We start from the raw sequence: 25,726 nt of genomic DNA, 5'->3' as shown, positions 1-25,726 counted from the left end.
ACTTGCTCATTGTTTCTTTGAAACTCTTGCGAGTTTCTCTCATTGGCTGTCCTTGTTGTTTAGTTTTCAAAGACCATGGTTTAAACTTTGTTTCCAGCACCCGTTTGGGCCAGAATCACATCTTAGCATTTTCAACTCACGTTGTCAATCACTAATTTGCTTGTTCAGATTGATTAGTTCAAAGGTTTTACCCCTTACTTTCTCAATCGGTGTGCGTCTTTGTGGCGCTCGGTTATGATACCATTTTCGCTGTGTACTGTCAACTAATATTTACTTTTTGCCCATAGAAAAATTATTCCCAGACACCCTTGTTGTGGTCGTTGCCGCTACTGCACTCCTCTCGAAGGAATATAATGTCCCTAGTGTTGCTTGATTCTTTAAAAAGGGTTCTGGATACAAGTTGAGTTTCCCCACTTATTATTCAGAACCCTCATATGTTGTCCCCCGCTTGCTACTTATGTTTCTGTCTCATTCAATACGAACTTGCCCACGCACAGGACTTACCTTTATAGGCTAACTATCCTTCGAGATTATTTGTTTTAGCCTCAAAAGCTGACTTGAAATTTTCACTCTCAATGATCTGGTCAATCATCGTTTGTTTTTCATCCTTTGTGTACTCGTAAAAAATAGGGTTCAGATCCCATTCTTTTTCTGTGGGATAGTAACGCAAATTTGCTCTGACTGTTTTTTCTGTTTCTGCTTTACAATCTTTAAAGACTAAAGTTAATGCATAATTGTTAAAGTTATATTCCGGATCAAATCCTGACCCATTAACTGTGACATCGAAAATCTCCATTTTTCATTACCTCCACCTTAAGCCCGCTTTCGAGTTTATTATGTTGTTTCAGCAACCTCTTTATTCAAATTCAGACTTTATGGGAAGATAAACCAGCTGGATGCGCGCTGTTCTTCGGCTTATCTTTCGCACCTATCGAACCAATTAAGTATTTTCCAAGAGGGATCATACTAAGTATATAACTCGTTAAAGAAGATATTACGGTGACTATTAAGAAAATAATAAATGTAACCAATACATAGTGCCTATTCATGCCTGGGTGCGTCAATTGAAGTACATCAAGTACACTTATTAATATGCCCAGTATGAGGGCATGCACGAGATAAGCCCCGAAGGAATACCTTCCAAACCAAGAGATCACTTTGGTCATCCAATTCTTCTGTTGAGTACCCTTCATTGCAATCAAATAAAGAGCGAGGAGTTCCGATAATACCAAAAAGAACATAGACGGTTTGAGAGTTGTAGACCAATTTAGGTTTATCGGCAAATTATATCCAGTCCCAATGAAAAGTTCGTACCCTACCCAACTATAGGAAACGACCAGTAGGACAAAGTTCCAGTATGAATAACCCCTGATTATTTTACGCCATCTTTCGAGATCAAATGTTATAACCGCTCCGAAGATAAAGTAAAATGAATAAAAAAGGAAGTTTGAATTTCTATAGGATATGAGGAATTGAATAATACCAGGGTATGTTGATGCATGATACGGTAAATATTTGTAGGATGCCCACATTAAAACTATGTACCCTAGACCTGTGAATACCAAAACGGGATTTAGTGTTCGTTTCTTGTCATATAGATCATTTTTGCCGTTCGCCCAAGTAAGCCACTTTAAAAAAAATGGAAACACGAGATAGAACTGAAAAATCAAGATAATAAACCAAAGATGATAGGCTTGGGTCGGAACAAGCAACTGTTTCCCAACTTCTTTAAGCCACTCAACATTGATAACCTTTTGCGGGAATATATAAACATAATAAATAGGCGTCCAAACGAGATAAGGAACCAAGACATCTAGGCTCCTTTTTCTTATAAACTCGAGATAGTTAAGCTTTCCATAGTAATTATATAATAGTGTCGCCCCTGTCAAAAAAACAAAAGCTGGCACCCCGAACTTTATAAGATGATAAATTGCAGCTAAGGTATAGGCATCTAACAAGCTCGTATCTTTCCTGTACGCAAACTGCCCGATTGAATGCTGCAAAACGATTGCCAGAAAAGCAATCCCTCTTAGTATATCCCATTCCGAAACTCTTTCCTTTGACAAGAGATACCTTCCCTTTCCATTAATGATCTAACTTCTATGGCAATTCCACACCCTAAGTTCCAGTATCTTAAACCATCCCAACCGTGAAATCATCCAGCAAAACCGGGACCCTTTGCGTTCCAGCCTTCATTCGTGATTCTACGTTGACGTTCTTCATCTCAATCTTGGTTGCGGTTCCACTGACTTGAATGACATTTAACACGGCTTCATCCTGTACTAATGCAATACCTACGATAAAACCAGTTTCAGCTGGATCTATTTTACCTATAGCAACCCCTTTTCCCGCCCGTCCTTGGGGTTTGTATTCCTCAAACGATGTGCGCTTCAGGAATCCTCGTTCAGTGATTGTCACCAGATCCCCTAAAGAATCTTCTATTAAACTAGTCAGCAACAAAGCATCTACAATCTGATCTTCATTGCCTAAAGCCATTCCTTTGACCCCACGTGATTTGCGACCCATAGGATTAATTTCCGTCAAGGGGTACCGAATCGCTTGTCCTTTAAGTGTGGCGAGAAATAATTCCCCTTGATCATCACACAAGAACACTTTGACTACTGCATCCCCCTCTTTAAGCCCCATAGCTTCTAAAGAGCGAGCGTGCACAAAATCATTCACAGGACTCCGCATGACCTGTCCATCCTTCGTAACAAATACAAAATACAGCTCTTCTAGTGCATCTTTAATGGGGAGAATAGAGATTACTTTTTCTCCCATCGGTAACGGAAATAAATTGATTAAAGTTCCTCCTTTATCTTTATTCCTGGCTTCAGGAACGGTTTTCGCACTAATGCTATAGAATTTCCCAGTACGAGTAAAGAAGTAAAGCGTGTCTTTGTCAGTGCACGTAACCCTCTCCGCCAAGGTATCTCCATCCTTAAAAGTACAAACGAGAGCATTCGCTTTGTTTCGCTTGGTTTGGAGGGGCATCCTTTTAATAAATCCATTTGTTGTAAGCATAACTTCGATGAGACTTTCGGCTTCCTCGAAGGAACTCAGATCAAGTTGATCCCTCATATGCTCAGGCAAAATGAGCGTACGCCGATCATCTCCGTACTTATCTGCAATTTCCTTGATTTCCTTCTTGATAATGTCGTACACCTTGCTTACATCCGCTAAGATACCTTCTAACTCGGCAATGAGTTTTAATATGTCGGCATGTTCCTTCATAATTCCATCAAGTTCAAAGTTCGTTAAGTTTTGGAGCCGCATATCTAAAATGGCCTGCGCTTGAACCTCAGAAAGTTCAAAACGCGTAATAAGTCCCGCCTTAGCCAGAGACGGGGTCTTACTAGCACGAATAAGGGCTATCACTTCATCAAGATTATGGATAGCAATAACTAATCCTTCAAGTATGTGAGCTTTTAAACGAGCCTTCTCTAAATCAAATTCCGTGCGTTTCGTGACGACGATTCTGCGATGTTTGATAAACGCCGCGTTGATCTCTTTAAGTCCCAAAATCTTAGGAGTACCTTCGGCCGTAATCACCAAGTTGATAATCCCAAAGGTATCTTCCAGCTGGGTGTGCTTATACAGAAGACGTAAAACCTTAAGAGGATCGGCTTCTTTACGGCATTCCACGACAAGCCGAATCCCCTCCCGATCAGATTCATCTCTGACCTCGCTTATTCCTTCAATTTTACCCAAGTCTGCAAGTGTTTCAATCTTTGCAGCCAGGGTTGATTTATTCACTTGGTAAGGAACCTCTGTAATGACAATGAGATTTTTACCATTTTTACCTTGTTCGATCATCGCCTTACCACGCATGGTCACTTTTCCACGTCCGGTTTTATACGCATTGACAATACCCTCTGTGCCGATAATCAGTCCTCCCGTAGGAAAATCCGGTCCACTCACCTTTTCTAGGAGTTCATCGACCGTAATATGGGGATTATCTATTTGAGAGATCACACCGGCTACGACTTCCCGCAAATTATGCGGTGGCATATTGGACATCATACCGACAGCAATTCCTGACCCTCCATTAACTAAGAGATTTGGAAAAGGGCTCGGGAGAACGACGGGTTCTTTCAGCCGTTGATCGTAGTTTGCTTTGAAAAGAACTGTATTTTTCTCGATGTCTTGAGTCATGAGTTGGGATAAATGCGTCATCCTCATTTCCGTGTAACGCATGGCCGCCGCATTATCTCCATCGATTGAACCGAAATTTCCCTGGCCATCAACCATTGGATATCTGGTTGCCCAGGGTTGAGCCATACGGACCGCTGAATCATAGATCGACGAGTCACCGTGGGGATGGTATTTTCCCATGCAGTCCCCTACCAGCCGAGCTGACTTGCTATACGGCTTGTCCGTGTGCATTCCGATTTCATCCATAGAATAAAGAATTCTACGATGAACCGGCTTGAGCCCATCCCTAACATCAGGCACTGCCCGCTGCAATATGACATGTTTGGAATAGCCCAAGAACGATTCCGGTAAGACGTCTTCGAGTGGACGCTGGCTGATGTTGTCTTCTGTTACACTCATTGGATCTTAACTCCCCCTAAAACTCTACATATCATCGTCAGTAAAAACAATATTCTCCATCAGAAAATCACGCCTTGGCTCGACTAGCTCACTCATGAGAATTCTAAGCTTACGCTCTGCCTCTAGAGTATCATCGATCGTCACCTGTATCATACGCCGATTAGCAGGATTCAGAGTTGTTTCCCATAGTTGTTCTGGATTCATTTCGCCAAGTCCTTTGTAGCGTGAAATCTTGGCCGTCTTTCCTAGATCTTTGAGTTCTTTTTTTAGTTCGATATCGTCGAAAGCGTAGCGGATAATCTTGCCTCGTTCCTTCTCTACTTTATATAAAGGAGATTGGGCGATATACACCCTTCCATTCAAAATCAGAGGTTTCATATAGCGATAGAAAAACGTCAACAAGAGACAGCGAATGTGGGCCCCGTCAATATCCGCGTCTGTCATTATACAAACACGCGCATAATTACCCTTTTCCAAATCGAACTCTTTCCCGATCCCCGAGCCAACCGCCGTAATAATACTCCTGATCTCCTCATTTTCCAACACTTTATCAATCTTGGCACGGTAAGTATTAATCACCTTACCCCGTAACGGAAGAATGGCCTGGAATCGTCGATCGCGCCCCATTTTAGCTGACCCTCCTGCACTATCCCCTTCGACTAGAAAAAGTTCATTACGGGATTTGTCCTTTCCACTACAAGCTGCAAGTTTGCCACTTAATGCTTTAACCTCGGCATCGCGAGCTTTCTTTTTAAGCTCCTTGGCCTTTTTGGCAGCGAGTCTAATCAGGCAAGTTGTCAACGTCCGATTGATGACATCTTTAGCCACGGCTGGGTTTTGCTCAAAGAATTGACTAATCCCTTCGTTGGTAAGTGACTGGACAATTCCCTCGACTTCCATATTAGAGAGTTTCGTCTTGGTCTGACCTTCAAATTGAGGATCTTTTACCTTGAGTGATAGTACACATATCAAACCATCCTTAAGGTCATCCCCGATCAGATTTTCCTCCTTTTTGAAGAGATTATTTTTCCGACCGTATTGATTAAAGACCTTCGTCAAAGCCGTTCGAAATCCAGATTCATGAGTACCACCTTCATCCGTCGGAATATTATTGACATAAGAATGTAGAGATTCATCATCTCCGTCGTTATACTGCAGAGCACACTCTACAATTACATCATCTTTTTCCTCTTTAAAATAGAGAGGTTTCTTATGTACTGGCGAAAAACTCGATTCTTTTACTAAGTGTTCTACAAAACCGATAATCCCATTTTGAGAACAAAACGTTTCCGATTTGAGTTCCCCCCGTTGATCGGTCAGATGAATTGTTAGGCCGTTGTTTAGAAACGAGAGTTCCATCAAACGACTACGCAGAGTATCATATTTGAAAACGGTGGTTTCTTTGAAAATCAGAGGATCTGGTTTAAAGACAACCGTTGTTCCAGTACCTGTTTGTTTCTTCCCGATAACGTGTAAATCCGACTTAAGCTGACCCCCGTTGGCATACTCCACCCGATAAAGTTTTCCATCCCGTTTTATATCAACCGTTACGTAAACAGACAAAGCGTTGACCACGCTTGCTCCGACACCATGCAATCCTCCGGATGTTTTGTAGGTGTCTCCGCCAAATTTACCTCCCGCATGTAACGTCTCAAACGCTAACCTTACTGCTGCAATTTTCTTGATAGAATGTATGTCAACTGGAATCCCACGTCCATTGTCCTCTATGGTCATCGATCCATCGGTATTAATAGTGACTGCAATCCGATCACAAAACCCCGCCCCAGCCTCATCAATCGCGTTGTCGATGATTTCATAAGCTAGGTGATGAAGTCCTTTGCTCCCAGTGGAACCGATATACATGCCAGGACGTTTACGAACGGCCTCCAATCCCTCTAAGACCTGGATAGATTCTGCATTATATTGCGTTTCTGACAAGACCAGTTCACTTCCTTAATTGATTTGTGTTTTCGATGGCTACCCGCCGATAAGTACAATATCACCTGTTGAACCACTTTGTCTAGGCTACTTACCTAATTATAAGAAAGACCGAGGCTGCAACCTCGGTTTTTTGTTGGTCTACTGAAATTTTTTATTCGTAACTATGAAGCCCCTTATAATAGTCCTGATGCATATCTCTCCATATTACATAACTAAACTAACGGAGGAACGGTTGGATCACCATCAAAATCCTTACAACTTTTAATGGAATCTAGGTCATTTTCCTAGAGGATCGTCGATAAAAAACGCCCACAAGCATCTTTAGAATGAGGTACGTTTCCAGCAAGCTCCTCATAATCTAGAATAGGAAGAGGGGATTATACGTATGGGCAATCATTATTTGTCGTTTTCTAATAGCATGCCTCTATTGCCTGTGTCAGATCCTTGTGCACCTATTTCTTGTGAATATCATTTTTCTAAAGAACCTTTGAATTTTGGTCTTTCAATTTTTGCTCCAGTTAGTTCAGTACCAGGAAGCAATACGTTTTTTTTCTTACAACCACTGTTAACGGGAAAAGTATTTGCGTCCGTAGCTGTTCTCATCGCTACCCAACTTTTCCTGTTTCTTGCTGACCGTTTTTTTGGTCTTGAATCAATGCCGATTCAGAGAGGTCCTGTTATATCACCAGAACAAACTGTGCGGATGTCGTTAAGTGATTTACAGGATTTTTTGGCCTCCATGCCACGCGACAATGTCCAGCCTTCAATCGGCACACCCGCTTCTTCAACCGTTCAAACTGGCACTATTGAAACACCGGAGAGTCCCCTAATATTGGCTTTAGCCGTCTGGGGCGATTTTACGAATAAACCTTTTACTCCGTCTGTCTTTCTTATTTTTCCATTGTTTACGTTTCCAGGCGTGCGGGGAGCCATGCCTTTACTGATATTAGAACTTTTAGCTACTGTTTTTGTAAGGGCAGTCGTGCCGCCGCAAACGACTGGTTCCAAACCATTGGCAGACCCTACTTTAAATAGCAAATTACAATCAATGCAATTTTCACCGGAAGATCTATTGAACTTATTAAACCGGTTTAGCAAACACTTTGGTACTTGACGTCTATTTCCAGGCTCCATTATGCCAAACATGCAAAATAAAGAGAGAACCCCTAAGGACCTAGACTTTCCGATATGTCAATAAAATAATGGGGAAGCTCAGAACAACCTTCTGAGCTTCCCCATTATTTTTACTATTTAACAATCATGACTGGACATTCTGCTTTGCATAAAACACGTTGACTAATGCTTCCCATCAGGGATCCGACAATCGGGCCATACCCGCGGTTTCCCATGACAACAAGGTCGATATGGCCGCTCTTAATCTCTTCAAGTATAGCGATTGCTGGATGCCCAGGTATTTGTTTTTTCTCAATGGGCACATTCCTCGTGTCAATCCCGGCTAGAGCGGCCGTCAAAGCCTCTCCACCATAAATACTGATTTCTTCCTGGGGTACGGTAATTCCGCTTGAAAGTGTATAACCCAACGCCTCCGGCGTAAAAACAACGTGCAAGAGAACAATTTGGGAACCAAACTCTTTTGCTAATTCTATGGCATTCAGCAAAGCACGCTGTGCTGATTCAGAAGCATCGGTAGGAACTAAAATAGTCTTAAACATGCGTTCTCCCTTCTCTTGGTCGTATTATTGACTATAGATTTCTCATACTTCTCTAAAAGTATGACTTTCGGATGGCGCACCTAATACCAATACCTTGGGTAATGCCTATTAGGGGACAAGTTATTGACCAGAAGTCCGATCAAGATTAAAATAACCGCTCCAGTAGCAATCGGATTCAAAATATAGTCTGGTTGTGCCTTACTCAAAACAGCGAACAACGCGGTTGCTCCTCCTGGCGGGTGCGTCGTCTTGGTAAGAATGATAACAACCAAAGCAAGGGCTGTACCTAAGGCTGGTGACCACCAAGTTAAACCGAATATCATATACGTTGCAACACCCACCGTGGCCGAAAGAGTATGTCCAAAAAAAACATTGCGTGGTTGGGATAGCGGAGCATCAGGAACACCGTATATTAACACCGCTGATGCGCCAAACGAAGCCACTATCGGGAGGTCAAACTTGTGAGAAAACAAGACTATAGCAGTTATTCCAAGAAAAGCGCCCATCCATGTAATAATCACGTCCAAGGGCGCAGGTGCTACGAGGGGAGTTGTCCTTTTATAACCTTTCATTTTGGATATGTACCTGATCAGCCAGGCTCGTTCTGACCGGATCAATGGCACCGTATCTTCCGGTTCAGGTGTTCCCGATTTTTCGACTGGTGGCATCTTGACTCACTCCCAGCTCAATTTATTTCACCTGATTATAAACCTATTTTGGCTAGAAAGTTGTGAACAGTATCACACCTTTTGGAGTTAATATTACTTAAATATTTTAGTGCAAAAGTTCTTGAGCTGCACAATTCTTCGCTCTATCCATATTGTGGCATAGACGGAATAAGAAAAAGCTATTCAAAGAGAAGTTAACCATGCATAATGAAATTAACTATAAATAAAGCGACCCGGAGGAAAAGGATATGAGAAAGGTTCTACTGCTACTACTCCCTTTCGTTTTTCTTTTGACAGCCACAGTGACTGCCACTAACAGTGCTTTCTCTTTAAACCTTCCTGTTCGTAGCATACCAGCAATTTCAAAACCGTCTGTGGCTCCTACCAGTTATTCTCCCTTAACACCATCAAATGAGCCCGATCAACTCACATCCAGCCTTCTTTTTGGCGTAGTAAGCGACATTCATGTGCAAAATACCAACCCAGTAGCACAAAATAAGTTTCAGCAGATGTTGGGCGATATGGTAAAACTCCATGTCTCTAACCTGATCATTAACGGTGATTTAGGAGACGGGACGCCACAAGACTACAATACTTTAGGAAACCTGATCAAGCAGCAGAAAAACCATCCTGCCATTTCTTACACCATTGGAAACCATGAGTTTTACAAGGCATATCACAATCCAATCACCAATGCCTGGAGCCGGGACACCTTCCCTAACGGTGAAACCGACATTACCGCAGTTAATCGTTTTCTTGATTTTACAAAACGTAGCCAAGTTTTCTATGACGAATATTTACAGAATTATCATTTTATTTTTCTCGGATCGGAGAATTCGGCTATCTCTGACCCTGCCTATGGTGATAAAGCCTATCTATCAGACAAGCAATTAGCATGGCTTGAGTTGAAGCTAAAGGAAAATTATTCACCAAATAAACCTATCTTCGTATTCCTGCATCAACCACTGGTCCGGCTCGGTTCTACTCTCAGCAAACCCGACTTTGTAATTCAGGCCGATCGCTTGCGTGAAATCCTTAATCGATTTCCAGAAGTTATTTTTTTCTCTGGCCATATTCACCGTCAACTAGAACTGCCCACGACAATTCTGAAACAAGAATTTGTGATGGTTAATAGTTCCTCTGTCTCTCTTCCCCGAGATGCCAACGGACATCCACTCCCTGACAAGAGTGAAGGTCTTGTGGTTGAGGTCTTGAAAAACAAGGTGTTTATAAAAGGGCGTGACTTCCTGACTAAAACCTGGATTCCGGGCGCACAATACGAGTTCTAGATCTTAGTCTTTCTATGATAGTGAAACAAACCATCTAAATTAGTGGAACTTAAACAAATGGGGTGTAACTAAACTTGTTTTCCTAGTTTGTTACACCCCATTTGTTCGATAATTTCATATAAGTTGGAGGATTATTCACCAAACACCTATCGACCCTTCTCCGAGGCCATTCGCTTTAATTTCTCCCGATGATTCTCTGGAGGAACAGACACTACAGCTCGCTGAGACATAGTCAAAGCACCACTAGGACAATCAGTGGAGCATACCCCGCAACCAATACAAACTTCATTCTTCAAAACGGGCACTTCTAGTTCATTTCCTAAATTCGTCATAGTGATCGCATGGATTTGACACTTATCCGCACAAAGACCACAGCCAATGCAACTTTCTAGTTCTATGGAAGGAATAAAATTACTTGGATGAGTAGCAAAGACTTGTTGCTCATTGATACCACGGAGAACTTTACAGCAACAACCACAACAGTTGCAGATGTAGGTGGGTTTATTCATCACGTTATCACAAAGGTGAACTAATCCAAGTTTCTGCGTCTGATCCAGTACGCTCAACAGGTCGTCCACAGTTGCTGGTTTGCCAAGACCTTTGCGCACGATCCATTCGGCGGCTCCACCAAGGGACATGCATACTTCTACCGGTGCGTCGCAGGCTGTGCCAAGATGAGATGCTTCGTGGCGGCAGGCGCACATGGTGATTGCACCTCCGCCAGATTCCCTAATGATTTGCGACGCTCTCTCATAGTCTAATACTTCTGTTTCCACTGCCAGGGGTATAATACTTTCATAAATCAGGGTCCTCATTACCTTCGTATCAATGCCTGCAATTTCTTTCATGACCCCAGCGCTATGAAAGTAAGTTTCAAATAGCTCCGCTAACTCTTTTAAGTTAACATGATCCCCAGTCCGCATAAAGGTATACTCAAAGAATCCAACTAACATTGGGGCCAACATATAATAGAAGGAATTCTTTCGAGGAATATCCAGTACCAAACCCTTTTGAGACATTCCATCTAGAATTATTTTTAATTCCTTGTCCTCAATGCCCGTGAGGGTTGCGATCTTCTCCAAGGGCATAGGAATTGACGAGAATTTACTGCCCACTAAGGCTTCGCTTTCCGTGTAAAGTCGATGCAGAATTGCCATGAGGTCTTCGTTGATCGGCGCACCTTCTGGTGTCTTACTTAGACGTTCCGCTAGTGCCTGGTAAACCTCTTCTTTAGAATTTATAATATGTCCCACACTCTTGATCCCCCTTTTAGTAGAGGCTGGACGCACGAAATTCGATGAGTAATGACGCTCTGGTGGCTTTCTCATTCGAGCTTTGGATATTAAATCTCCAAAGTTAACTTCAATATTGCCAACCTCTGTAATGACTATATTCCTGCGCTAGAGAAAAACGCTTATTGAAAACAGATACCTAGGTAATACTCTATATCTTTTTACTAGACTCGCTTACAAACTTGATAATGCAAAAATAAGTAATCAGACTTTGATTGCCTGAGTATACGCATCATGGATAGCGTCAAGGGCTTTGCGGGGATTTACTGCATCCCCAATGATAATCAAACCCTCCAGCTTGTCGTGTAGGGTTAGGTAAAGCTCATTCACGGAGCGAGAGCCTACTGCAAAGATGACAGTATCTGCAGGAAGAAATTTTTGAGTTCCGGCACTTTCCACCAGAACACCGTCCGACCGAACTTCAAGTACTTTAGTTTCATCCATACAATTAACTTTGTGGCGTTTCAAATCTGCCAGCATGGACCAGCGAGTACTGGGGCCGATGTCTCGTCCGATTCCTTTTGCCATCTCCAAAACTGTAATCTTTTTACTTCCCTGCGTCAGCAAGCGATAAAGTTCTTTCTCTGTTTCTGCATGCTGCAACATGAGAAAACGAAGGGTATTGTTATCCATGGTACCGGATTCAGCCAGATATAAAGCAGTTTCTACTCCAACTGCCCCACCGCCAACAATAATAACGTTTTCTCCTACTTTGCTTCGACCTGCTAAAACATCCCAAGCCTGAATGACCTCTTGTCCTTCTTCAATTTGGATGGGTGGAGTAACTGGACGACTCCCAGTGGCAATAACTACCTTATTGAACTTTTCTTCTTGTACGGCAGACCAGATGTTCTCTGGTGTAGCCTTAACGTTATATCGAATAGTTACCCCCAGTTCCAGGCAGGCATTTTCCAAATAGGTTCCCAGATGTAAGAAATCCTGACGTCCGGGAGGAGCTGCTGCTAAGGCCAGTTGTCCTCCATGTTGCCCACTTGCCTCCCAAATCGTCACCTTATGTCCTCGTTCTGTTGCCACGCGCGCAAACTCCATCCCCGCAGCACCTGCACCAATTACTAGTATCTGCTGAGTTTGTGCCGATTGGGTGATTGAAGCTAATTCCGACTCCCGACCGGCCTCGGCATTGACCAAACAGCATGCCGGTTTCATACGAAATATATAATCTAGACATCCTTGATTACATCCGATACACGGGCGGATTATTTCAGAATGCCCACTCATCGCTTTGTTAAGTAGTTCAGGATCAGCTAAGAGCGGCCGGGCCATGCCAATAAAATCTGCTTTGCCCTCTTGCAAGATCCCTTCCGCTAATTCAGGAGTGTTAATTCTGTTGCATGCAATGACTGGAATAGAAACAGCCTGTTTAATTCCGTGGGCCAGATATGCATAGGCTCCAGGGGGAACATTCATAGTAAGTTGAGGTACTGGAGTCTCATGCCACCCACCAGTTACATTGATCGCGTTGACTCCTATTTTTTCCAAACCTTGACAAAAAGCTTGGGACTCAGTGTTGGTATTACTGCCTGGCACAAAGTCATTTCCCGCAACCCTTACTATGATGGGATAATCCGGACCGACCGCACCGCGTACTGCCTCTACTACTTCAAGACCAAATGTCATGCGGGCCTGAAGGTCCCCGCCATAACGGTCTGTGCGTTGATTGGTAAGTGGGGAAAGGAACTGGGATATTAAATATCCTGCACTGGCTAAAATCTCCACCCCATCAAACCCAACAGTTTGGGCTCTTTTGGCAGCACTTACAAATGAAGCGATTATCTCGGCTATCTTTTCCGTAGTTAGCTCTAATGGGGTTTGACCCGTAAGTCTAGAAGGGATCGGAGATGGAGCCACTGATGGCTGACCGGTCATTGCAGAGTGAGCGTATCTTCCGGCTTGATAAAGCTGGGGCACGATTTTCGCACCTTCTGCGTGTACGGCATCCACCAAGCGACGCAACCCCGGAATGTATCGGTCTTCATCAAGTTGAGTCATACCAAAAGCATTTCCAATCCGGTCGATACCACACCCGCCGACCACGATGAGGCCCACTCCACCACGGGCTCGTGCTCGGTAAAACTCAATCAGTTGGTCATTGACTTCCCCTTTAGGGCTGTACCCTAAATGCATAGGAGTCATTACTAGACGGTTGCGAAGCTGGAGTGTCCCTATTTGAGCGGGAGAAAAAAGCACGGACATTTAAAAACCCCTCCTCCTTATTAAATCACAAGAATATAAACTAAGCATCAACTTACGAGATTCTTTCCACTCGACATCGGACATAACGGTGTAGTGGGGTACCAGCAATAAGATCGCGGTGAGTGCTCTTCGTCAACCGGTTGACGTTAACCCCGTAGACCTCCCCATTAAAGGACAACCCAAAGCCATGAGGAATTATCACATTTCCGGAGCGGGCAGCCAAGGATGTCTCCAGTTCAATATCGACCGTCCCTGACTCGGTGGTAACTCTAACCATTTGTTGATCGCTTAAGCCTAGTCGTTCGACATCATCTGGGTGCATCGCTAGTGTACAAGCGCGACGCCCCTTGTTCCACTCAGGGTTGCGCATCAAGGTATTAGCATTCATGTCCATATGTCTGCCGGCCATGAGAATAAAGGGATAATCTCTATTATTTTTCTGCAGCTGTTTTTCTTCAGACTCTGGGGTTATACTACAAACCCACTCCTCCAATTCTGAAATATACAGATTAATTCGTTTATCCTCTGTGCGCAGGTTAGCAAAGTTATTATCCATATCCACCTTACCCAGCCACAAACCCTCAGGGTGGTCAACGATAGCCTGGAAAATATCATCGCCCAAAGTCAATCCCGGTTTGAAACCAACCCGTGCCGCATTTTCACGGAAGTCCTTAGGTACATTCTGCAATAAGGCCCACATCCAAGCCAGGTTATCAGAACCCATTTCTCGTCCCAGGGTTTTGCCCACCACGAAAGGGAGCGCTGCCGCTGCCTTTGGGTCAGATTTCACATAGTCGATAAGCGTCTGACCATATTCAAGTCGAGATTTGCGCGCTGCCACATATAGTGACTCCGAGATCGTCGGAATAATGCCAAGTTTGTCCGCCAAACGGGTCAAGATCTCGCTTCCCTCGAGTTGTTCCCCCTCCGGCTCCACGATGGGTCGACGCATCTGGCAGTAAATCTCAGGATAATTTAGCGGGAAGTATGTGGTATCCCAACGTTCGTAGGCTGAGAGATCGGGCAAAACGTAATCAGACATCATCGCCGTTTCCGTCATGGCTATATCTATCGTAACCAGAAGATCCAGTTTTGAGAAGGCTTTTTCATAAGCTGTGGTATCGGCAAACGAACGCAGGGGATTACTCGAAGTGATAAGGACCGCGCGCAGCCGCTCTGGACGGTCGTTATTAATTTCTTCTGGCATGACGTTAGGCGGATACATCCCCATAATCGGGGGGAAATCGGTAGCCACCGTGCGCCAATATTTGGGATTCCGTTCATCGGAGTGCGAGCCCATGGTCATCAAACAACCAGGAATAACATTCCCTCCGGGTACGCAGAGACGGCCACAGATGGCGAGCAAAATAATTTCCAAATATGTAGTTAGTGTACTGTGCCGACCCATCAGCACACCGAGATCGGCGTGGAGAGAAGACTTTCGGGTCGCAAAGAGACGGGACACCTCTCTTACCTGATCATAGTCAAGTTCGCATACCCGACAGGCCTCCCGAGCATCGAAACCCATGAACCAATGTTTAACTTGGTTGAACTGGCTAACATAATGATCTATGTACTCTTGGTTCTGCCATCCTTCTTGAAGTATGGTTGAAATCATGGCGCGTGTAAGGAGAGCGTCTGTGCCTGGGCGTAACGGAAGGTGAATATCCGCCCTTTCCGCCGTCTCTGAACGTCTTGGATCAATGACTACCAGCAGTTTATCGGGATCTTTGGCCATTTGATCAAGATATCGCCTGGCTTGGGGCGTCTGGTGGCTCATCCATCCGTTCCAACCGACAGCAACCAGCATATCAGTCCGGTCGTGGTCAGAAATGGTGGCATTGTATTGCCTCCCCACGGTTCGCCCGTAACCCCAATACAAACCTGTAAGCTCGCCCGCGATGGCATTATAGTAATACTGTGAGCCCAAGGCTCGAAGCAAACGAAGTCCAAAAACCGCTTCAGACTGACCGCCCAGTCCGCCGAGTCCCATAAAGGCCAACGAACGGGGTCCGTGTTCATTCATTATTGAGCGAAGTTTCTCCGCTATCTCGGTCAAAGCTTGGTCCCAGGAAATAGGTACGAAATCATTCTCTACCTTTTTTAAAGGGTGAGTAAGACGCTGATCATGATGCTGGTAGTAGGCGATATTTAGTCCCTTCCGACAAGCATATCCCTGGCTTCGAGGATTGTCTTTGTCCGGTCTGACCTTCACGATTCGATTATTCTCCACCAGCGCCTCTAGCCCACAATTTTGAGCGCAGAGTACACAACCGGTCTTTTTCCATTCATTCACCGGTAACCCTCCTTTACACAATAAATGATGACATTCTTCTTAAGAAATGGGATTTCAAATAAATAATTTAATTTGAATATTCAATTATTTATTTGAAAAAAATTTTCAGTTTTGTTTACTTTAGCTTCTGTTATCATCATTGTTAGTGTTTGTCCCCATTAGTCTTGGAAAAGCTTTTCGAGGACCCTTTCAAACGTAGCGAATTCTTCTTCCGAAAACCGCTCTTTGATTTCTTGATCAAGCTTTTCTGCTAGACAAGTTATTTCCGCAATATTTTGTTTAGTCTTTTCTTTTAAAAAGACTAAAAGCGAGCGCCTGTCTTCTGGGTCGTTCCTTCTCTCTACCAAATCCTGTCGCTCCATCCGATCAAGGATCGAGGTTAGGGTGGACCCATCCATCTCTAAACTCTTGGCGAGATCCTTGAACTTTACTCCATCTTTTTCCCACATCACGCTCATTACGTAGAATTGTGACGGAGTAATTCCGTACTTAGAAAGTTTGCTTTCATAATACCGATTGACCTTTCTCATCACTCGACTGAGTTTATAACAGACATACTTAGACGGCCTACTACTGGTACTGTCATTATTTATCACGTAATTATTGCACCTCAAATAAATTTGTTTGTATTAAAATTAATTGTATACCAATGATTATGCCTAAAGTATAACGCAATTAGATTCTAATAGCAACATGTTGTTTGGTTTAATTTTATAAATTTTCAGAATATCTTTAGTACTCTTCACTCGATTACTTCTACCCACTTCAAGAACCTGACCTTTGAATGGGGCAAAAAAACGGGCACGATGTCTAAATCCTACCCGTTCCCAATCTCACTTAAATCTATCTTACTATCCCACGACTAACAAAATCTTGTTTGAGAACCTCTAACCTCTTGGTTCCGTCCAGACGTTTTTGTCTCATCTCCTCTTGGATAGCTTTCGTTTCCTCAATTCCTTTGACAATTGTCTGCCAAGATTTTTCCAGGGTCTCAATACTTACAGAGCTTCCTGCAGCAAGCTTAGCCACCATTTTTGACTGGAGGGCTGTGTTTTCGGCATTTCGTAGTAACAGCTCATTGGTCTTCTCATCTAAGGCACTCATGGCTTTCGCTTGAACCGATTGACGCTTCAGCATAATTGCCTGTACTAAGCATTGTTTGAAGATCGGCATCGTAATCACAAACGCGGAATTAATCTTTCGAACCAAATTGTAATTACCGTATTCGATCGACTTAATAGTCGGCATACTTTGGACAGCGACATTTTCGGCAAGTTGTAAATCATAAATTCTTTGTTCCATAATGTCTTGCACCTGCACTAGGTTGTTGACATTCATCTGGTCTAGTCTGTTCGCAGTCTGGTTAGCTTTGGCTTGTGCCGCAGGAATGACATTGTTCTTAAGTTCTGCTAGAACCACCTGACCTGCATAGATATACTGTCCCAATTGCTCGTAGTATTCTGTGTTTTTGATAAACATATCTTCCAAATGCTTATTGGCAATATTAATTTCTGCTTCATACTTTTTAAGCGTGACAAATACTTTATCGACTTCATCACCCATTGTGTTGTATTTTTGAAAAAGAGCTTCGACGGAATTCTTAGCTTTACTGAAAATCTTTCCTATAAAGCCCGGCTGTTTTTCCTCAAAATCCTTGATATCAAACTTGTCCATGATTTTATTGAGCTGAATTAAAAGTTCTCCCGAATCCTCGACCTTTGTCGACTGCATAGAGTGAAGGATGGCATCTGAAAAACGCGAAACCTCCTCTGCCGTATTCTTTCCAAACGTCATGATAGAACTTACATCTTCGAGATTGATCTGCCGAACAATACTGCGAACCTCAGGGCTTTCTTGGACTTTGACCATGACTTCATTTTTCTTCTTTTCTAAATCAAACTCTGGTATAGGGGCTGGTACTAAACTCTTGTCTTCAGCTAATATGGTAGTAAAACCTTGAATTTCCATTTCCATTCTCCTCTTTTTACTAAGATTTTTTATTATCTTACGGTACGAATTCACTTTTTCTTTTGTCAACAGAAACATTCGTTAGCTGCTGTTGCTCAAGAATTTGGCTTCAACAACTTCCAAAATGTCAAATTTAACTTTCAGTACTCTGAACATAAACTATACCACATCATAAAACGTGTTTATTAATTTATCCGCGAAGCTTAAAAAACCGCGATAAAAGTCCTGGTTTATGAGCTGAGGCCTCTAATATAGTGTTTAATGAAGGAAACGCTAAATCATATTTTACCAAAGAAAGCTGATGTACATCAAAAAGCTGGGGCCTAATATGTTGTTCGATGGTCAGATAATTCGTGGGAGTAAAGATCACGACATCGATACCAATCAGATTAAAATAGGCAAGTAAGATCCCATCTTCTAAACTGAACGTTTCTTTTTTATTGTCGTAGACGATTACTTTAGGAACCTGTTGTGGATAATCAAAGACCTCAATCAGCTTAATCAGAGAATCCTCCATAGTTAAAATCGTCATGAGGATTCTTAGCTTCAACTTCTCGTCTACGTTAATTAAAAACATTCCAGAGTATAGGAGTTCGTTAATCTTAACGATTAGGAAATGTTGTAACTCTGTTTTTAGATAACCAAATCGATAATACCGACTCTTTCTCACTTTAGCTTCATCAAAGAAACCCTGTTCATCGAGCAAATAGTCAGCCTGATAAAGCTCCTGCTTAGTGTAGCTAATTTTAGTAAATGGAACATCCTCAATCAGACGAGTATTCGGCGCGGATGAAAGCGTTTTAAGATCTTGCCAATATGCCTCAAGATTCTCACTCACTCCGTTGATCTTGGCGAATAAATTGGGTATATAAACCTTCTTATTCCGGATTTTAAACTCAGGGCGAAGTTTAGAAGGTTCTCGCCAGAGTAGTTTAAGCTCGTCATACGTAGTTTTCAAAGTAATAGGTTGAGTCGAGTAGCTCTCAAACTGCCAAGGTTTAAAGAGACCCACCTCTTCGCTGTAGATCACTTCCTCAATTTCTTTTGATGCATTGTAGGCTATTGTGGCTTTGCGTATCAATCGTTCTCCCACTGGAAAAGGAGCTAAGGGTAAATTATGGTTGTTTCTAATAAGAGAGGTGAGTGTCTGGTCCTGGTCGAAACGTTGGAACGGTTTATCACCCTCTACATCGGAGTTAACAAAAAGAACATCGCAACCTATCTTATGAAAAAGATCCAATAAATAAATTTCATGAGGCTTGATTGTGCCATAGAAAAGTATTTTAGGCGCTTTGTTACGACTACTTTGAACAAAAAGTTTATGCAAGTATCTATTTAACCAAGCGACCAACTTGAGGGAAAAATTCAAAATGATGGATGTATTAATATTATTACTCTTCTCTGCGAAGAGATTAACACTGTCCACAAACGTTTTTCTGATAGTGTTGTCCAAAAGCACTTCATCCGTTCGAGGAAGTACGTTGGCCCGAAGAATTTGCTCCAAAATTCCCCACTGATCTTTAAAGGGATAACCTATGAGTCTAGGTGGTATCAAAGCATTTTCTGCTGCACTAGGGGCTGGAATGCCATCCAGAAACTTTAGATAGGTGCCCGAACTATGTAACGCTTTGTCGAGGTTATATAGACTGTTGGAGTATTCCGCCTCCCAATCATCCGAGGAACTTGGAACTCCAATATAACGCACAAAATATGCTGAGATAATGGGAAAGGGATCACCTATATACCCACTTCGTTTGTTCAAGGGAATTAAGACGTCCTCAAAAGGATTTTCTGATTTCTTTAGTTTTACCACGATAATAGGATCGTTTAACACGAGAGCATTTTGCTTTATCAGCAGATCTCGATCAGTTTTCTGGTCTGTTTCAGGAATTAAATTTGTACTAATCTGCATTACTTCTTCGAATTGTTTCGTAGGAAAAGCACTAATGGGTCGTTCCTTAGCTTTTAAGATTAATGAGGAAAATTCATTTTGCTTGTCCACATTTTCAAACCGATCATTGAACGAGGTATTTAACACCAAAATATCGCACCCTATGAGTGACATTAATATAAGGAAATAGATCTCGTGTGTTTTAGGACTTCCCCAATAAATCATCTTAGGATTATGCAGGGATTTTTTACTGAGTTGTTTCCGATAATCCACGAACCACAATAACACTTTAGTGACGAAGTTAATAACGATACTCACATTAACAGGTTGATCATTTATCATGTAAAGATTAAGCATAATGCCAAAAGCATCCTTGACGTTTAGATGGTCCTGCGGTTCCGAAGTTAGTGATAAATAACCCTTTGTCTCTAATAAATTCAATACGGCACCATTGCTGAAATCTTTAAGGGGAACTTGCTCAAATAATTTCCTGACTTGCTCAATCAATAATATATCGTTTGTTAAGGGGATTCTTTGATCAAAACGAATGTACTTCCCTAGGGATCGTAGGTTTTCATCTAAGTTAACGATCTCTGCTAGGTAATTTTTCTCATCATCACACCCAATGATTCTGTAGAAATAAACATCAGAACTAACACCTCGTTCGACCAGAGGAGACAGTATGTCTCTAAAAATAGTATCGGTTTGTTTCAAGATTGGTTTATTATTGCTATTATCCCTATCTCTGCTTGTTCCCATGCCATCTCACTCCTCAAGCCAAAGCGACATTCATCCCTTTGCACCTTGCACCATAACCATTGTCACCTATGAAATCTCATCTGGCTATCAATTCTCAATTCTTAGTCTTTCTTTAATTCTTACCTCATCTATTATTTCCGTTCAAGGAACTGTTAAACTACCTTATTATTCCCACGATGCCCAAACATCAGGTTCATACCCCACTGTGGCAAGTCTGCCATTGCGGACTATGGGTGTTTTATAAAGACTAGAGTTATTTAAAAGCATTTCTTCTTTACCAGTCGTTGAAATAATGCGGTCCATATTTAACCTTTTAAAATCCTTAGCCTCGCAATTTATGAGATTCTTCAACCCAATGGCCGATATAACGCTTTGCAACTCCCCTTTACTTAATCCTTTGATCGTTAAATCTACAAATTGGTATTTAATCTTTCTTTCTTTAAAGTAACGTTCAGCCTTTTTTGAATCAAAACACTTTTTAACTCCAAAGATTTGTAAAGTCATCAGATTGTCTTCTCCTTCTGTGAAACGAAACTATGCAACGTCATCCCCAGTATCACGAGTGTCATGCCAATCAAGGACCAGATTGTCGGGTAATTACCCTTTAAAATGAGAACTTCTCCAAAGACAGCGAAAATAATTTCTCCTGACTGGGTCGCTTCGACGGCGGCGAGTTGATGAAGCTCCCCTTTCGTGCGATCCGTCGCCGCAAAAAATAGGACGGTTGCTATTACACCAGAGAAAAGCGCAACGATAATAGACTGTTTAACTTGTAACGAGCTGGGAACCCCAATCGTTGTTAACCCATACATCCCTATAATAAGCCAAAATGGAAGGCTCGCCAAGGTCATGCCAAGGACTCGCTGATAGGTATCGAATTCATTTCTACAAGCTGCCATCATCTTTCGATTCCCTAAGGGATATGCAAAAGCCGCTACCACAACAGGTATCACCCCAAGTAGCATTTCTTTGAAAGTCAATTGCTGAACTTGTTGTGATTGGATAACTGCCACACCTGCAAGAATAAAAAGGGAAATCCATAACCCTTTGAGCGGTATTCTACCCCTAACCCTATGGGGTCCATTTTCAGTTTGAACTACACGGTAAAAAAACGGGGCAAGTAAAGAACCTGCAACGATCGTAATCTGCCACATGCTCGCCACTAACCAAGCGGGGCCATAAGCCGCTGCAAAGCATAATGGAGCATAAAATAGACCGAAACCAACTGTACTCCACCCCAGCCACACCCAGGGTCTTTTTCTTAGATCGATGAGGAGCGGTTTAAAATTCCCTCGAACAATAACAATTAAAAGTAAGGGCGGCACTGTAAAAGCATAACGTAGAACCGCGCTCCAGATCCAACTGCCACCCGAGAGATTCATTGCCCTATTTAGGACAAAGGTCGATGCAAAAAAGAAAGATGCTAAAATACCCAGTGCGATCGCTTTCAAATTATTCTCTGCTCCTTAGGTTAGACTTATTGTTATCTTTTTAACGATATTCTTACCCAATTATTGACTCCGAGGGACTATCGCCATCTAGAAACGCAAATCAACTTGCCATCTTCGTCCATAATTTTAATATCCTAAACCATCGTAGTGCGACCTTTGTGGAGTGGCACACCAACCGCAATTTGATTTTCCCGATCTATTAAGTATCGGGTCCCTGCACTCGCTACCGTTTCAACCAATGCCACCGAAGCCCCCCGTGTAACATTCCTGCGGGTTGCCTTGTCGCCTCATTGACAGGCATAGTAGCCACAACCTTTTCCGGACCCAGCTCCACAAATTCAATGTCCAGAGCTTCCATCAAAGTTCCTCTCATTCTACTAGCCATTTTTACATATTCCTCCCACCTAAGTCGTCGTACCACCTGATAATTACAAATTATTTCTGATCTCTGAAAAAAGGACCGAACTTCGTTGGTTCAGCCCCGTATCATCCATGAATTTCATCAAGTTTAAAAAATAAATTCCCTTGGGTCTAAGTGGACCTCACGGCAGATCTCTTCTACGACTTGCTTTTCAACTGGTGCAAATTCTCCATCTGCAAAGCCAATTGCACTGCACAATCGAACCATCAATCGGGCTGCTTCTGGTTTGCTGGCTAACTTGCCTACTGCTCGCAAAGCTTCCGCTTTGCCTAGCATACGGTCACTTTGAATTCGCTGGACAAAATAATTAAAACGAGCATCTACTTCATTGATATTGATCCCTCGCATTTCTTGACTAGTACGAAAATATTCTATAAGCTTCTCTCTTTCAGAAGGCTCAATAATTCCGTCTGCCAATGCTACCAATGCACTGCCCGCAACCAGGGCTTCGGTGAGATCTTTCCCCATATATTTATGGACGACATTACGGGCGCTTTCGGTTTGTTTCTGTAGCCATTGAGCAGTATTTGTATTGCTAGTAGCGTTCCAGCGCTCCTTACAGCTCAAGCAGGCAAACTCTATGTTTTTACTTCCTATAAATCCAGCCAATATTCCCACTGGGCCCAACAAAACTCCACCCATTAAGGCCTTGCCCAGACCGAATCCTTTCTTGCCAGCTGTTACCTGGGACGAATGACAACGCGGACAAACCATCCCTGCTTGATCAGGAGAATGCCCCCCGAACTGAGCTTGACCGTATGATTGCGAACTAGAATATCCATAGGACGGAGTGCTACTTTGTAACCTTTGGTCACCACCATACGGCACCCCCGTGCTGCTGGGACTGAAATTTCTAAAGTCATCGTCCCTGGTATTTCCATTACCTGAATTACTATAGCTGTTTGTACCCCCAGAAGGTTGGTCTTCTTCAACCTCTAATCCAAAATTATGACAAAGCGCTGCCAGGCCACCCTGGAACCCACTCGCAATCGCGTTGAATTTCCATTCTCCTGCATTTCGATAAATCTCTGCGGCAACAACAGCGGTTTCGATAGAAAATTCTTGCCCGAGTTCATAATTAAGAAGTAACTCATTTGTGGTGGAATTAAGAATTCGCACATAAGAGTTTTTGATATCTCCGAAACTTTGTCGTTTCATTTGAGCATCATTAATCGTAATAGTAAAAGCAATTCTCTCGATATATGCTGGCACAGCGGACAAATTAATTCGAATTCGCTCGTCATCGCCCTCGCCTGAACCCTTCTTATTATCCCCACTATGCTTCACCGAACCCTGACCACCGGAAGGGTTATTATAGAAGACAAAATCACTTTCATCTTTCACTTTACCATTAGATCCTATCAAAAAGGCTGAAGCGTCCAAATCGAAGTTATAACTACTTGCCGATGGGTTAGAAGACCAGCCCAACCCTACTATAATCTCTTTCAAGTTGGGGTTGCTTTTTGTGAGATCAACTTTTTGCCCCTTGCTAAGTCTTACTGCCATTATCCATCCACCTTTCTTATTCCATAATTTAGTCCCTGCAACCTGCAAGGGTACATCTCGCTCGCCAATTGATATCACGGCCTTCATGGTTATCGTTATAGTTCTATTTTGATCAAATTTAAGAATGGGTACGCATGTAAATTCCACTTACTAGCGCAGTTTATCATAATCTAACAAGTACAAGCAAACATATAACCGATTGAAACGCTCGACAAGAATTCCGTATTAATTACAAATTTATGTATGGAAATTTCAAATCTCAAATGCAGAAAAGTCCAGAAGAGATAGGTTTGCTCTCCTGGACTAATTATTATTTAAAATTCAATTATACGGATTTTCTCAACAGATATAATTACTCCGAAATTTTGGGTAAATAGCAATGGCCTTCCGCATCAGCGGCAGAACAATAACGATCGACAAAATCTTGTGAGAGTTTTTTAATCAATAATACCGGTATATTCCTCGACTTGTTAAGCACGCTATGTGCCAAACTGCCATGGATCAGACCTTTCAAACTTGTTAGTCCGCGCGTCCCCATAATAATTAACTCGAATTCGTTTCGTTCCGCATAACCAAGAATTGCTTTTGCTGTATCGGGAATACCCGCAGAAGCTGAAAATATCACTTGTTGATTAACTGCTTGCCCTCTCTCAGTAAAAATTTCTTGAGTTTTGGCAAATATCTCAGAGTACTGCCTTCTTTTGTCCGAATCAGCTTCATCCATCAAATGTTTAACCCAGTCCAAGTTAGGGTTAGCCGACCAAGTCTCCGGTAGGTCAGAATCTTCCTTCACAGAACCATCAATTTTTTCTTGCACATGCAGGACCGTTAAATGCATATTGGGTATTTTGTAAAACAGATTAGCTGCGTAAACGGCTGCTGAAAAAGAATGTTGAGTACCATCAGAATAAAGAAGCACCTTTAACATATTGGAATCAACCATGTCAAATCCCACCTTTTAACCTTTTGGATCAATTATAACATGGTTTTTCCCAAAAAAAAGGGCCCTCTGAGATTCTTGATTCTATTATAGTTTATTTGATCCATATATCAAGATAATCCTTGTTCTCGATAATCTTTTCGGCTAATTTAGTCCCTACGTAATGATAATAGTTCTCGCCGTCTTTCTGACAGAAATAGTTATGAGTTTCTATGAAGTTATCACTCGCACTCACTCTGTGAAGTAAGGGAATTGTATTCGTTTTATTAATATCGAAGTTCTCAATCGATCTTCCAAATTCATCGCCTAAATTAATAGTACTCCAAGCCTTTGGCCCCTTTTCTGGTTTTATCTCAAAGACACGCCTAACAAATTCAAAAGCAAAAGCGCCTAAAGAAAAGAGAATCTTCGGTTTATATTCGTAAACAATTTTTCTGAATGAGTCAATTTCTGCAGCAACTTCAGGCCCCCACCAATTTAGTGTGTTAGGAACCAATCGACTGTCTACAACTGCATTTCGAAAATATATATTTGAGGTATCGATTCTAGTCTGCATTTCTCTATACACTCTGTCTTGTATCTCAGACAACACTGGCGTCCAATTATCGTGACGAATAGGATGTTTTGGACTAAACAATAGCCAAATTGGATAACTTTTTTCTCCCGACTCTCTTTTCATCATCTCACAATCCTCTCATAATTAGAGTGAGTCTTTATTTCAGGTAAAGTAATTTTCACCCTCTAAATTCAACATTTCTCTAGCACGTGATATCATTAAAATACGCGCATTTCGTCTGTCCAGAAGCAATGTTTCACTACTAGATTTGATTGACACTTAGAATGAAAAAAGTTATAATCAACAT

At 42.3% G+C, this 25,726-nt stretch carries 20 protein-coding genes and 1 pseudogene; 2 read left to right on the top strand and 19 right to left on the bottom strand.

Annotated elements, in window-relative coordinates; translation table 11 throughout:
• Window positions 1-517: 517 nt before the first annotated feature.
• The 4 genes from E4K68_RS16530 to E4K68_RS16515 all read right to left on the bottom strand — a co-directional run bounded on the left by E4K68_RS16530 (window position 518) and on the right by E4K68_RS16515 (window position 6,492).
• Window positions 518-796 carry a hypothetical protein gene (locus E4K68_RS16530; protein ID WP_135380025.1) on the bottom strand — a complete coding sequence of 93 codons (279 nt, stop codon included), beginning with the start codon at window positions 794-796 and terminating at the stop codon, window positions 518-520.
• Between the two features lie 70 nt (window positions 797-866).
• Complete coding sequence (locus E4K68_RS16525; protein ID WP_158291443.1) at window positions 867-2,066, bottom strand: acyltransferase; 1,200 nt, start codon at window positions 2,064-2,066, stop codon at window positions 867-869.
• Window positions 2,067-2,133: 67 nt separating this feature from the next.
• Window positions 2,134-4,554, bottom strand: a complete 2,421-nt coding sequence (gene gyrA / locus E4K68_RS16520; protein ID WP_135380023.1) for a DNA gyrase subunit A — start codon at window positions 4,552-4,554, stop codon at window positions 2,134-2,136.
• Window positions 4,555-4,578: 24 nt separating this feature from the next.
• A complete protein-coding gene (locus E4K68_RS16515; RefSeq protein WP_199241804.1) occupies window positions 4,579-6,492 on the bottom strand; it encodes a DNA gyrase subunit B in 1,914 nt (637 codons plus the stop codon).
• A gap of 388 nt (window positions 6,493-6,880) precedes the next feature.
• Here E4K68_RS16515 and E4K68_RS16510 point away from each other — a divergent pair, with 388 nt between their 5' ends.
• Window positions 6,881-7,609: a hypothetical protein gene (locus tag E4K68_RS16510; RefSeq protein WP_135380021.1), complete on the top strand. Its 729-nt coding sequence runs from the start codon at window positions 6,881-6,883 to the stop codon at window positions 7,607-7,609.
• Window positions 7,610-7,742: 133 nt separating this feature from the next.
• On the opposite strand, the gene E4K68_RS16505 is transcribed toward E4K68_RS16510, so the two are convergent.
• Both E4K68_RS16505 and E4K68_RS16500 read right to left on the bottom strand, forming a co-directional pair.
• On the bottom strand, window positions 7,743-8,168 hold the full coding sequence (locus E4K68_RS16505; protein WP_135380020.1) for a universal stress protein: 426 nt from the start codon (window positions 8,166-8,168) through the stop codon (window positions 7,743-7,745).
• A gap of 80 nt (window positions 8,169-8,248) precedes the next feature.
• Complete coding sequence (locus E4K68_RS16500; RefSeq protein WP_135380019.1) at window positions 8,249-8,836, bottom strand: HPP family protein; 588 nt, start codon at window positions 8,834-8,836, stop codon at window positions 8,249-8,251.
• Window positions 8,837-9,084: 248 nt separating this feature from the next.
• On the opposite strand from E4K68_RS16500, the gene E4K68_RS16495 reads away from it, so the two are divergent.
• Window positions 9,085-10,125: a metallophosphoesterase gene (locus E4K68_RS16495; RefSeq protein ID WP_135380018.1), complete on the top strand. Its 1,041-nt coding sequence runs from the start codon at window positions 9,085-9,087 to the stop codon at window positions 10,123-10,125.
• A gap of 146 nt (window positions 10,126-10,271) precedes the next feature.
• Here E4K68_RS16495 and E4K68_RS16490 read toward each other — a convergent pair whose 3' ends face one another.
• The 13 genes and pseudogenes from E4K68_RS16490 to E4K68_RS16435 form a co-directional block, all read right to left on the bottom strand.
• The gene (locus tag E4K68_RS16490) at window positions 10,272-11,378 is read right to left on the bottom strand and encodes a 4Fe-4S dicluster domain-containing protein (RefSeq protein WP_135380017.1); all 1,107 of its coding nucleotides are present in this window, start codon (window positions 11,376-11,378) and stop codon (window positions 10,272-10,274) included.
• Window positions 11,379-11,621: 243 nt separating this feature from the next.
• Window positions 11,622-13,631 (bottom strand): FAD-dependent oxidoreductase, encoded by a 2,010-nt coding sequence (locus E4K68_RS16485; RefSeq protein WP_135380016.1) that lies wholly within the window; start codon window positions 13,629-13,631, stop codon window positions 11,622-11,624.
• A 52-nt stretch (window positions 13,632-13,683) separates the two neighbouring features.
• Complete coding sequence (locus E4K68_RS16480) at window positions 13,684-15,927, bottom strand: molybdopterin-dependent oxidoreductase (protein WP_135380015.1); 2,244 nt, start codon at window positions 15,925-15,927, stop codon at window positions 13,684-13,686.
• A gap of 158 nt (window positions 15,928-16,085) precedes the next feature.
• Window positions 16,086-16,457 (bottom strand): MarR family transcriptional regulator, encoded by a 372-nt coding sequence (locus E4K68_RS16475; RefSeq protein ID WP_135380028.1) that lies wholly within the window; start codon window positions 16,455-16,457, stop codon window positions 16,086-16,088.
• A gap of 313 nt (window positions 16,458-16,770) precedes the next feature.
• Entirely contained in the window at window positions 16,771-17,895 is a 1,125-nt protein-coding gene (locus E4K68_RS16470) for a toxic anion resistance protein (protein ID WP_135380014.1), read from the bottom strand.
• 190 nt (window positions 17,896-18,085) lie between these two features.
• The gene (locus tag E4K68_RS16465) at window positions 18,086-20,545 is read right to left on the bottom strand and encodes a YceG family protein (RefSeq protein ID WP_135380013.1); all 2,460 of its coding nucleotides are present in this window, start codon (window positions 20,543-20,545) and stop codon (window positions 18,086-18,088) included.
• Window positions 20,546-20,710: 165 nt separating this feature from the next.
• Window positions 20,711-21,049, bottom strand: coding sequence for an arsenate reductase family protein (locus tag E4K68_RS16460; protein ID WP_135380012.1), 339 nt, complete (start codon window positions 21,047-21,049; stop codon window positions 20,711-20,713).
• Window positions 21,049-21,996 (bottom strand): multidrug resistance efflux transporter family protein, encoded by a 948-nt coding sequence (locus tag E4K68_RS16455; protein ID WP_135380011.1) that lies wholly within the window; start codon window positions 21,994-21,996, stop codon window positions 21,049-21,051. The genes E4K68_RS16460 and E4K68_RS16455 overlap by 1 nt, the downstream gene beginning before the upstream one ends.
• A 223-nt stretch (window positions 21,997-22,219) precedes the next feature.
• On the bottom strand, window positions 22,220-22,381 hold the full coding sequence (locus tag E4K68_RS16450) for a hypothetical protein (protein ID WP_199241803.1): 162 nt from the start codon (window positions 22,379-22,381) through the stop codon (window positions 22,220-22,222).
• Between the two features lie 123 nt (window positions 22,382-22,504).
• Complete coding sequence (locus E4K68_RS21675) at window positions 22,505-22,885, bottom strand: TerB family tellurite resistance protein (protein WP_348982868.1); 381 nt, start codon at window positions 22,883-22,885, stop codon at window positions 22,505-22,507.
• Between the two features lie 459 nt (window positions 22,886-23,344).
• Window positions 23,345-23,926 (bottom strand): annotated as a pseudogene (locus E4K68_RS21670) (TerD family protein); the annotation flags it as partial.
• A 349-nt stretch (window positions 23,927-24,275) separates the two neighbouring features.
• Window positions 24,276-24,866, bottom strand: coding sequence for a universal stress protein (locus E4K68_RS16440; protein ID WP_135380009.1), 591 nt, complete (start codon window positions 24,864-24,866; stop codon window positions 24,276-24,278).
• A 91-nt stretch (window positions 24,867-24,957) separates the two neighbouring features.
• Complete coding sequence (locus tag E4K68_RS16435; protein WP_135380008.1) at window positions 24,958-25,545, bottom strand: hypothetical protein; 588 nt, start codon at window positions 25,543-25,545, stop codon at window positions 24,958-24,960.
• Window positions 25,546-25,726 lie beyond the last annotated feature (181 nt).

The sequence above is a fragment of the Desulfosporosinus sp. Sb-LF genome (genome assembly GCF_004766055.1).
Classification (GTDB): domain Bacteria; phylum Bacillota; class Desulfitobacteriia; order Desulfitobacteriales; family Desulfitobacteriaceae; genus Desulfosporosinus.
Note: the sequence above shows the minus strand (reverse complement) of the source record. Positions and strands in the feature narration are given on the sequence as shown.

Excerpts from the sequence above, each read along its gene's own strand:
- E4K68_RS16530 (WP_135380025.1), bottom strand. The coding sequence starts at position 796 with ATGGAGATTTTCGATGTCACAGTTAATGGGTCAGGATTTGATCCGGAA.
- gyrA (WP_135380023.1), bottom strand. The coding sequence starts at position 4,554 with ATGAGTGTAACAGAAGACAACATCAGCCAGCGTCCACTCGAAGACGTC.
- E4K68_RS16510 (WP_135380021.1), top strand. The coding sequence starts at position 6,881 with ATGGGCAATCATTATTTGTCGTTTTCTAATAGCATGCCTCTATTGCCT.
- E4K68_RS16505 (WP_135380020.1), bottom strand. The coding sequence starts at position 8,168 with ATGTTTAAGACTATTTTAGTTCCTACCGATGCTTCTGAATCAGCACAG.
- E4K68_RS16500 (WP_135380019.1), bottom strand. The coding sequence starts at position 8,836 with ATGCCACCAGTCGAAAAATCGGGAACACCTGAACCGGAAGATACGGTG.
- E4K68_RS16495 (WP_135380018.1), top strand. The coding sequence starts at position 9,085 with ATGAGAAAGGTTCTACTGCTACTACTCCCTTTCGTTTTTCTTTTGACA.
- E4K68_RS16485 (WP_135380016.1), bottom strand. The coding sequence starts at position 13,631 with ATGTCCGTGCTTTTTTCTCCCGCTCAAATAGGGACACTCCAGCTTCGC.
- E4K68_RS16475 (WP_135380028.1), bottom strand. The coding sequence starts at position 16,457 with ATGAGAAAGGTCAATCGGTATTATGAAAGCAAACTTTCTAAGTACGGA.
- E4K68_RS16470 (WP_135380014.1), bottom strand. The coding sequence starts at position 17,895 with ATGGAAATTCAAGGTTTTACTACCATATTAGCTGAAGACAAGAGTTTA.
- E4K68_RS16465 (WP_135380013.1), bottom strand. The coding sequence starts at position 20,545 with ATGGGAACAAGCAGAGATAGGGATAATAGCAATAATAAACCAATCTTG.
- E4K68_RS16460 (WP_135380012.1), bottom strand. The coding sequence starts at position 21,049 with ATGACTTTACAAATCTTTGGAGTTAAAAAGTGTTTTGATTCAAAAAAG.
- E4K68_RS16450 (WP_199241803.1), bottom strand. The coding sequence starts at position 22,381 with ATGGCTAGTAGAATGAGAGGAACTTTGATGGAAGCTCTGGACATTGAA.
- E4K68_RS21675 (WP_348982868.1), bottom strand. The coding sequence starts at position 22,885 with ATGGGGAAAGATCTCACCGAAGCCCTGGTTGCGGGCAGTGCATTGGTA.
- E4K68_RS16440 (WP_135380009.1), bottom strand. The coding sequence starts at position 24,866 with ATGGTTGATTCCAATATGTTAAAGGTGCTTCTTTATTCTGATGGTACT.
- E4K68_RS16435 (WP_135380008.1), bottom strand. The coding sequence starts at position 25,545 with ATGATGAAAAGAGAGTCGGGAGAAAAAAGTTATCCAATTTGGCTATTG.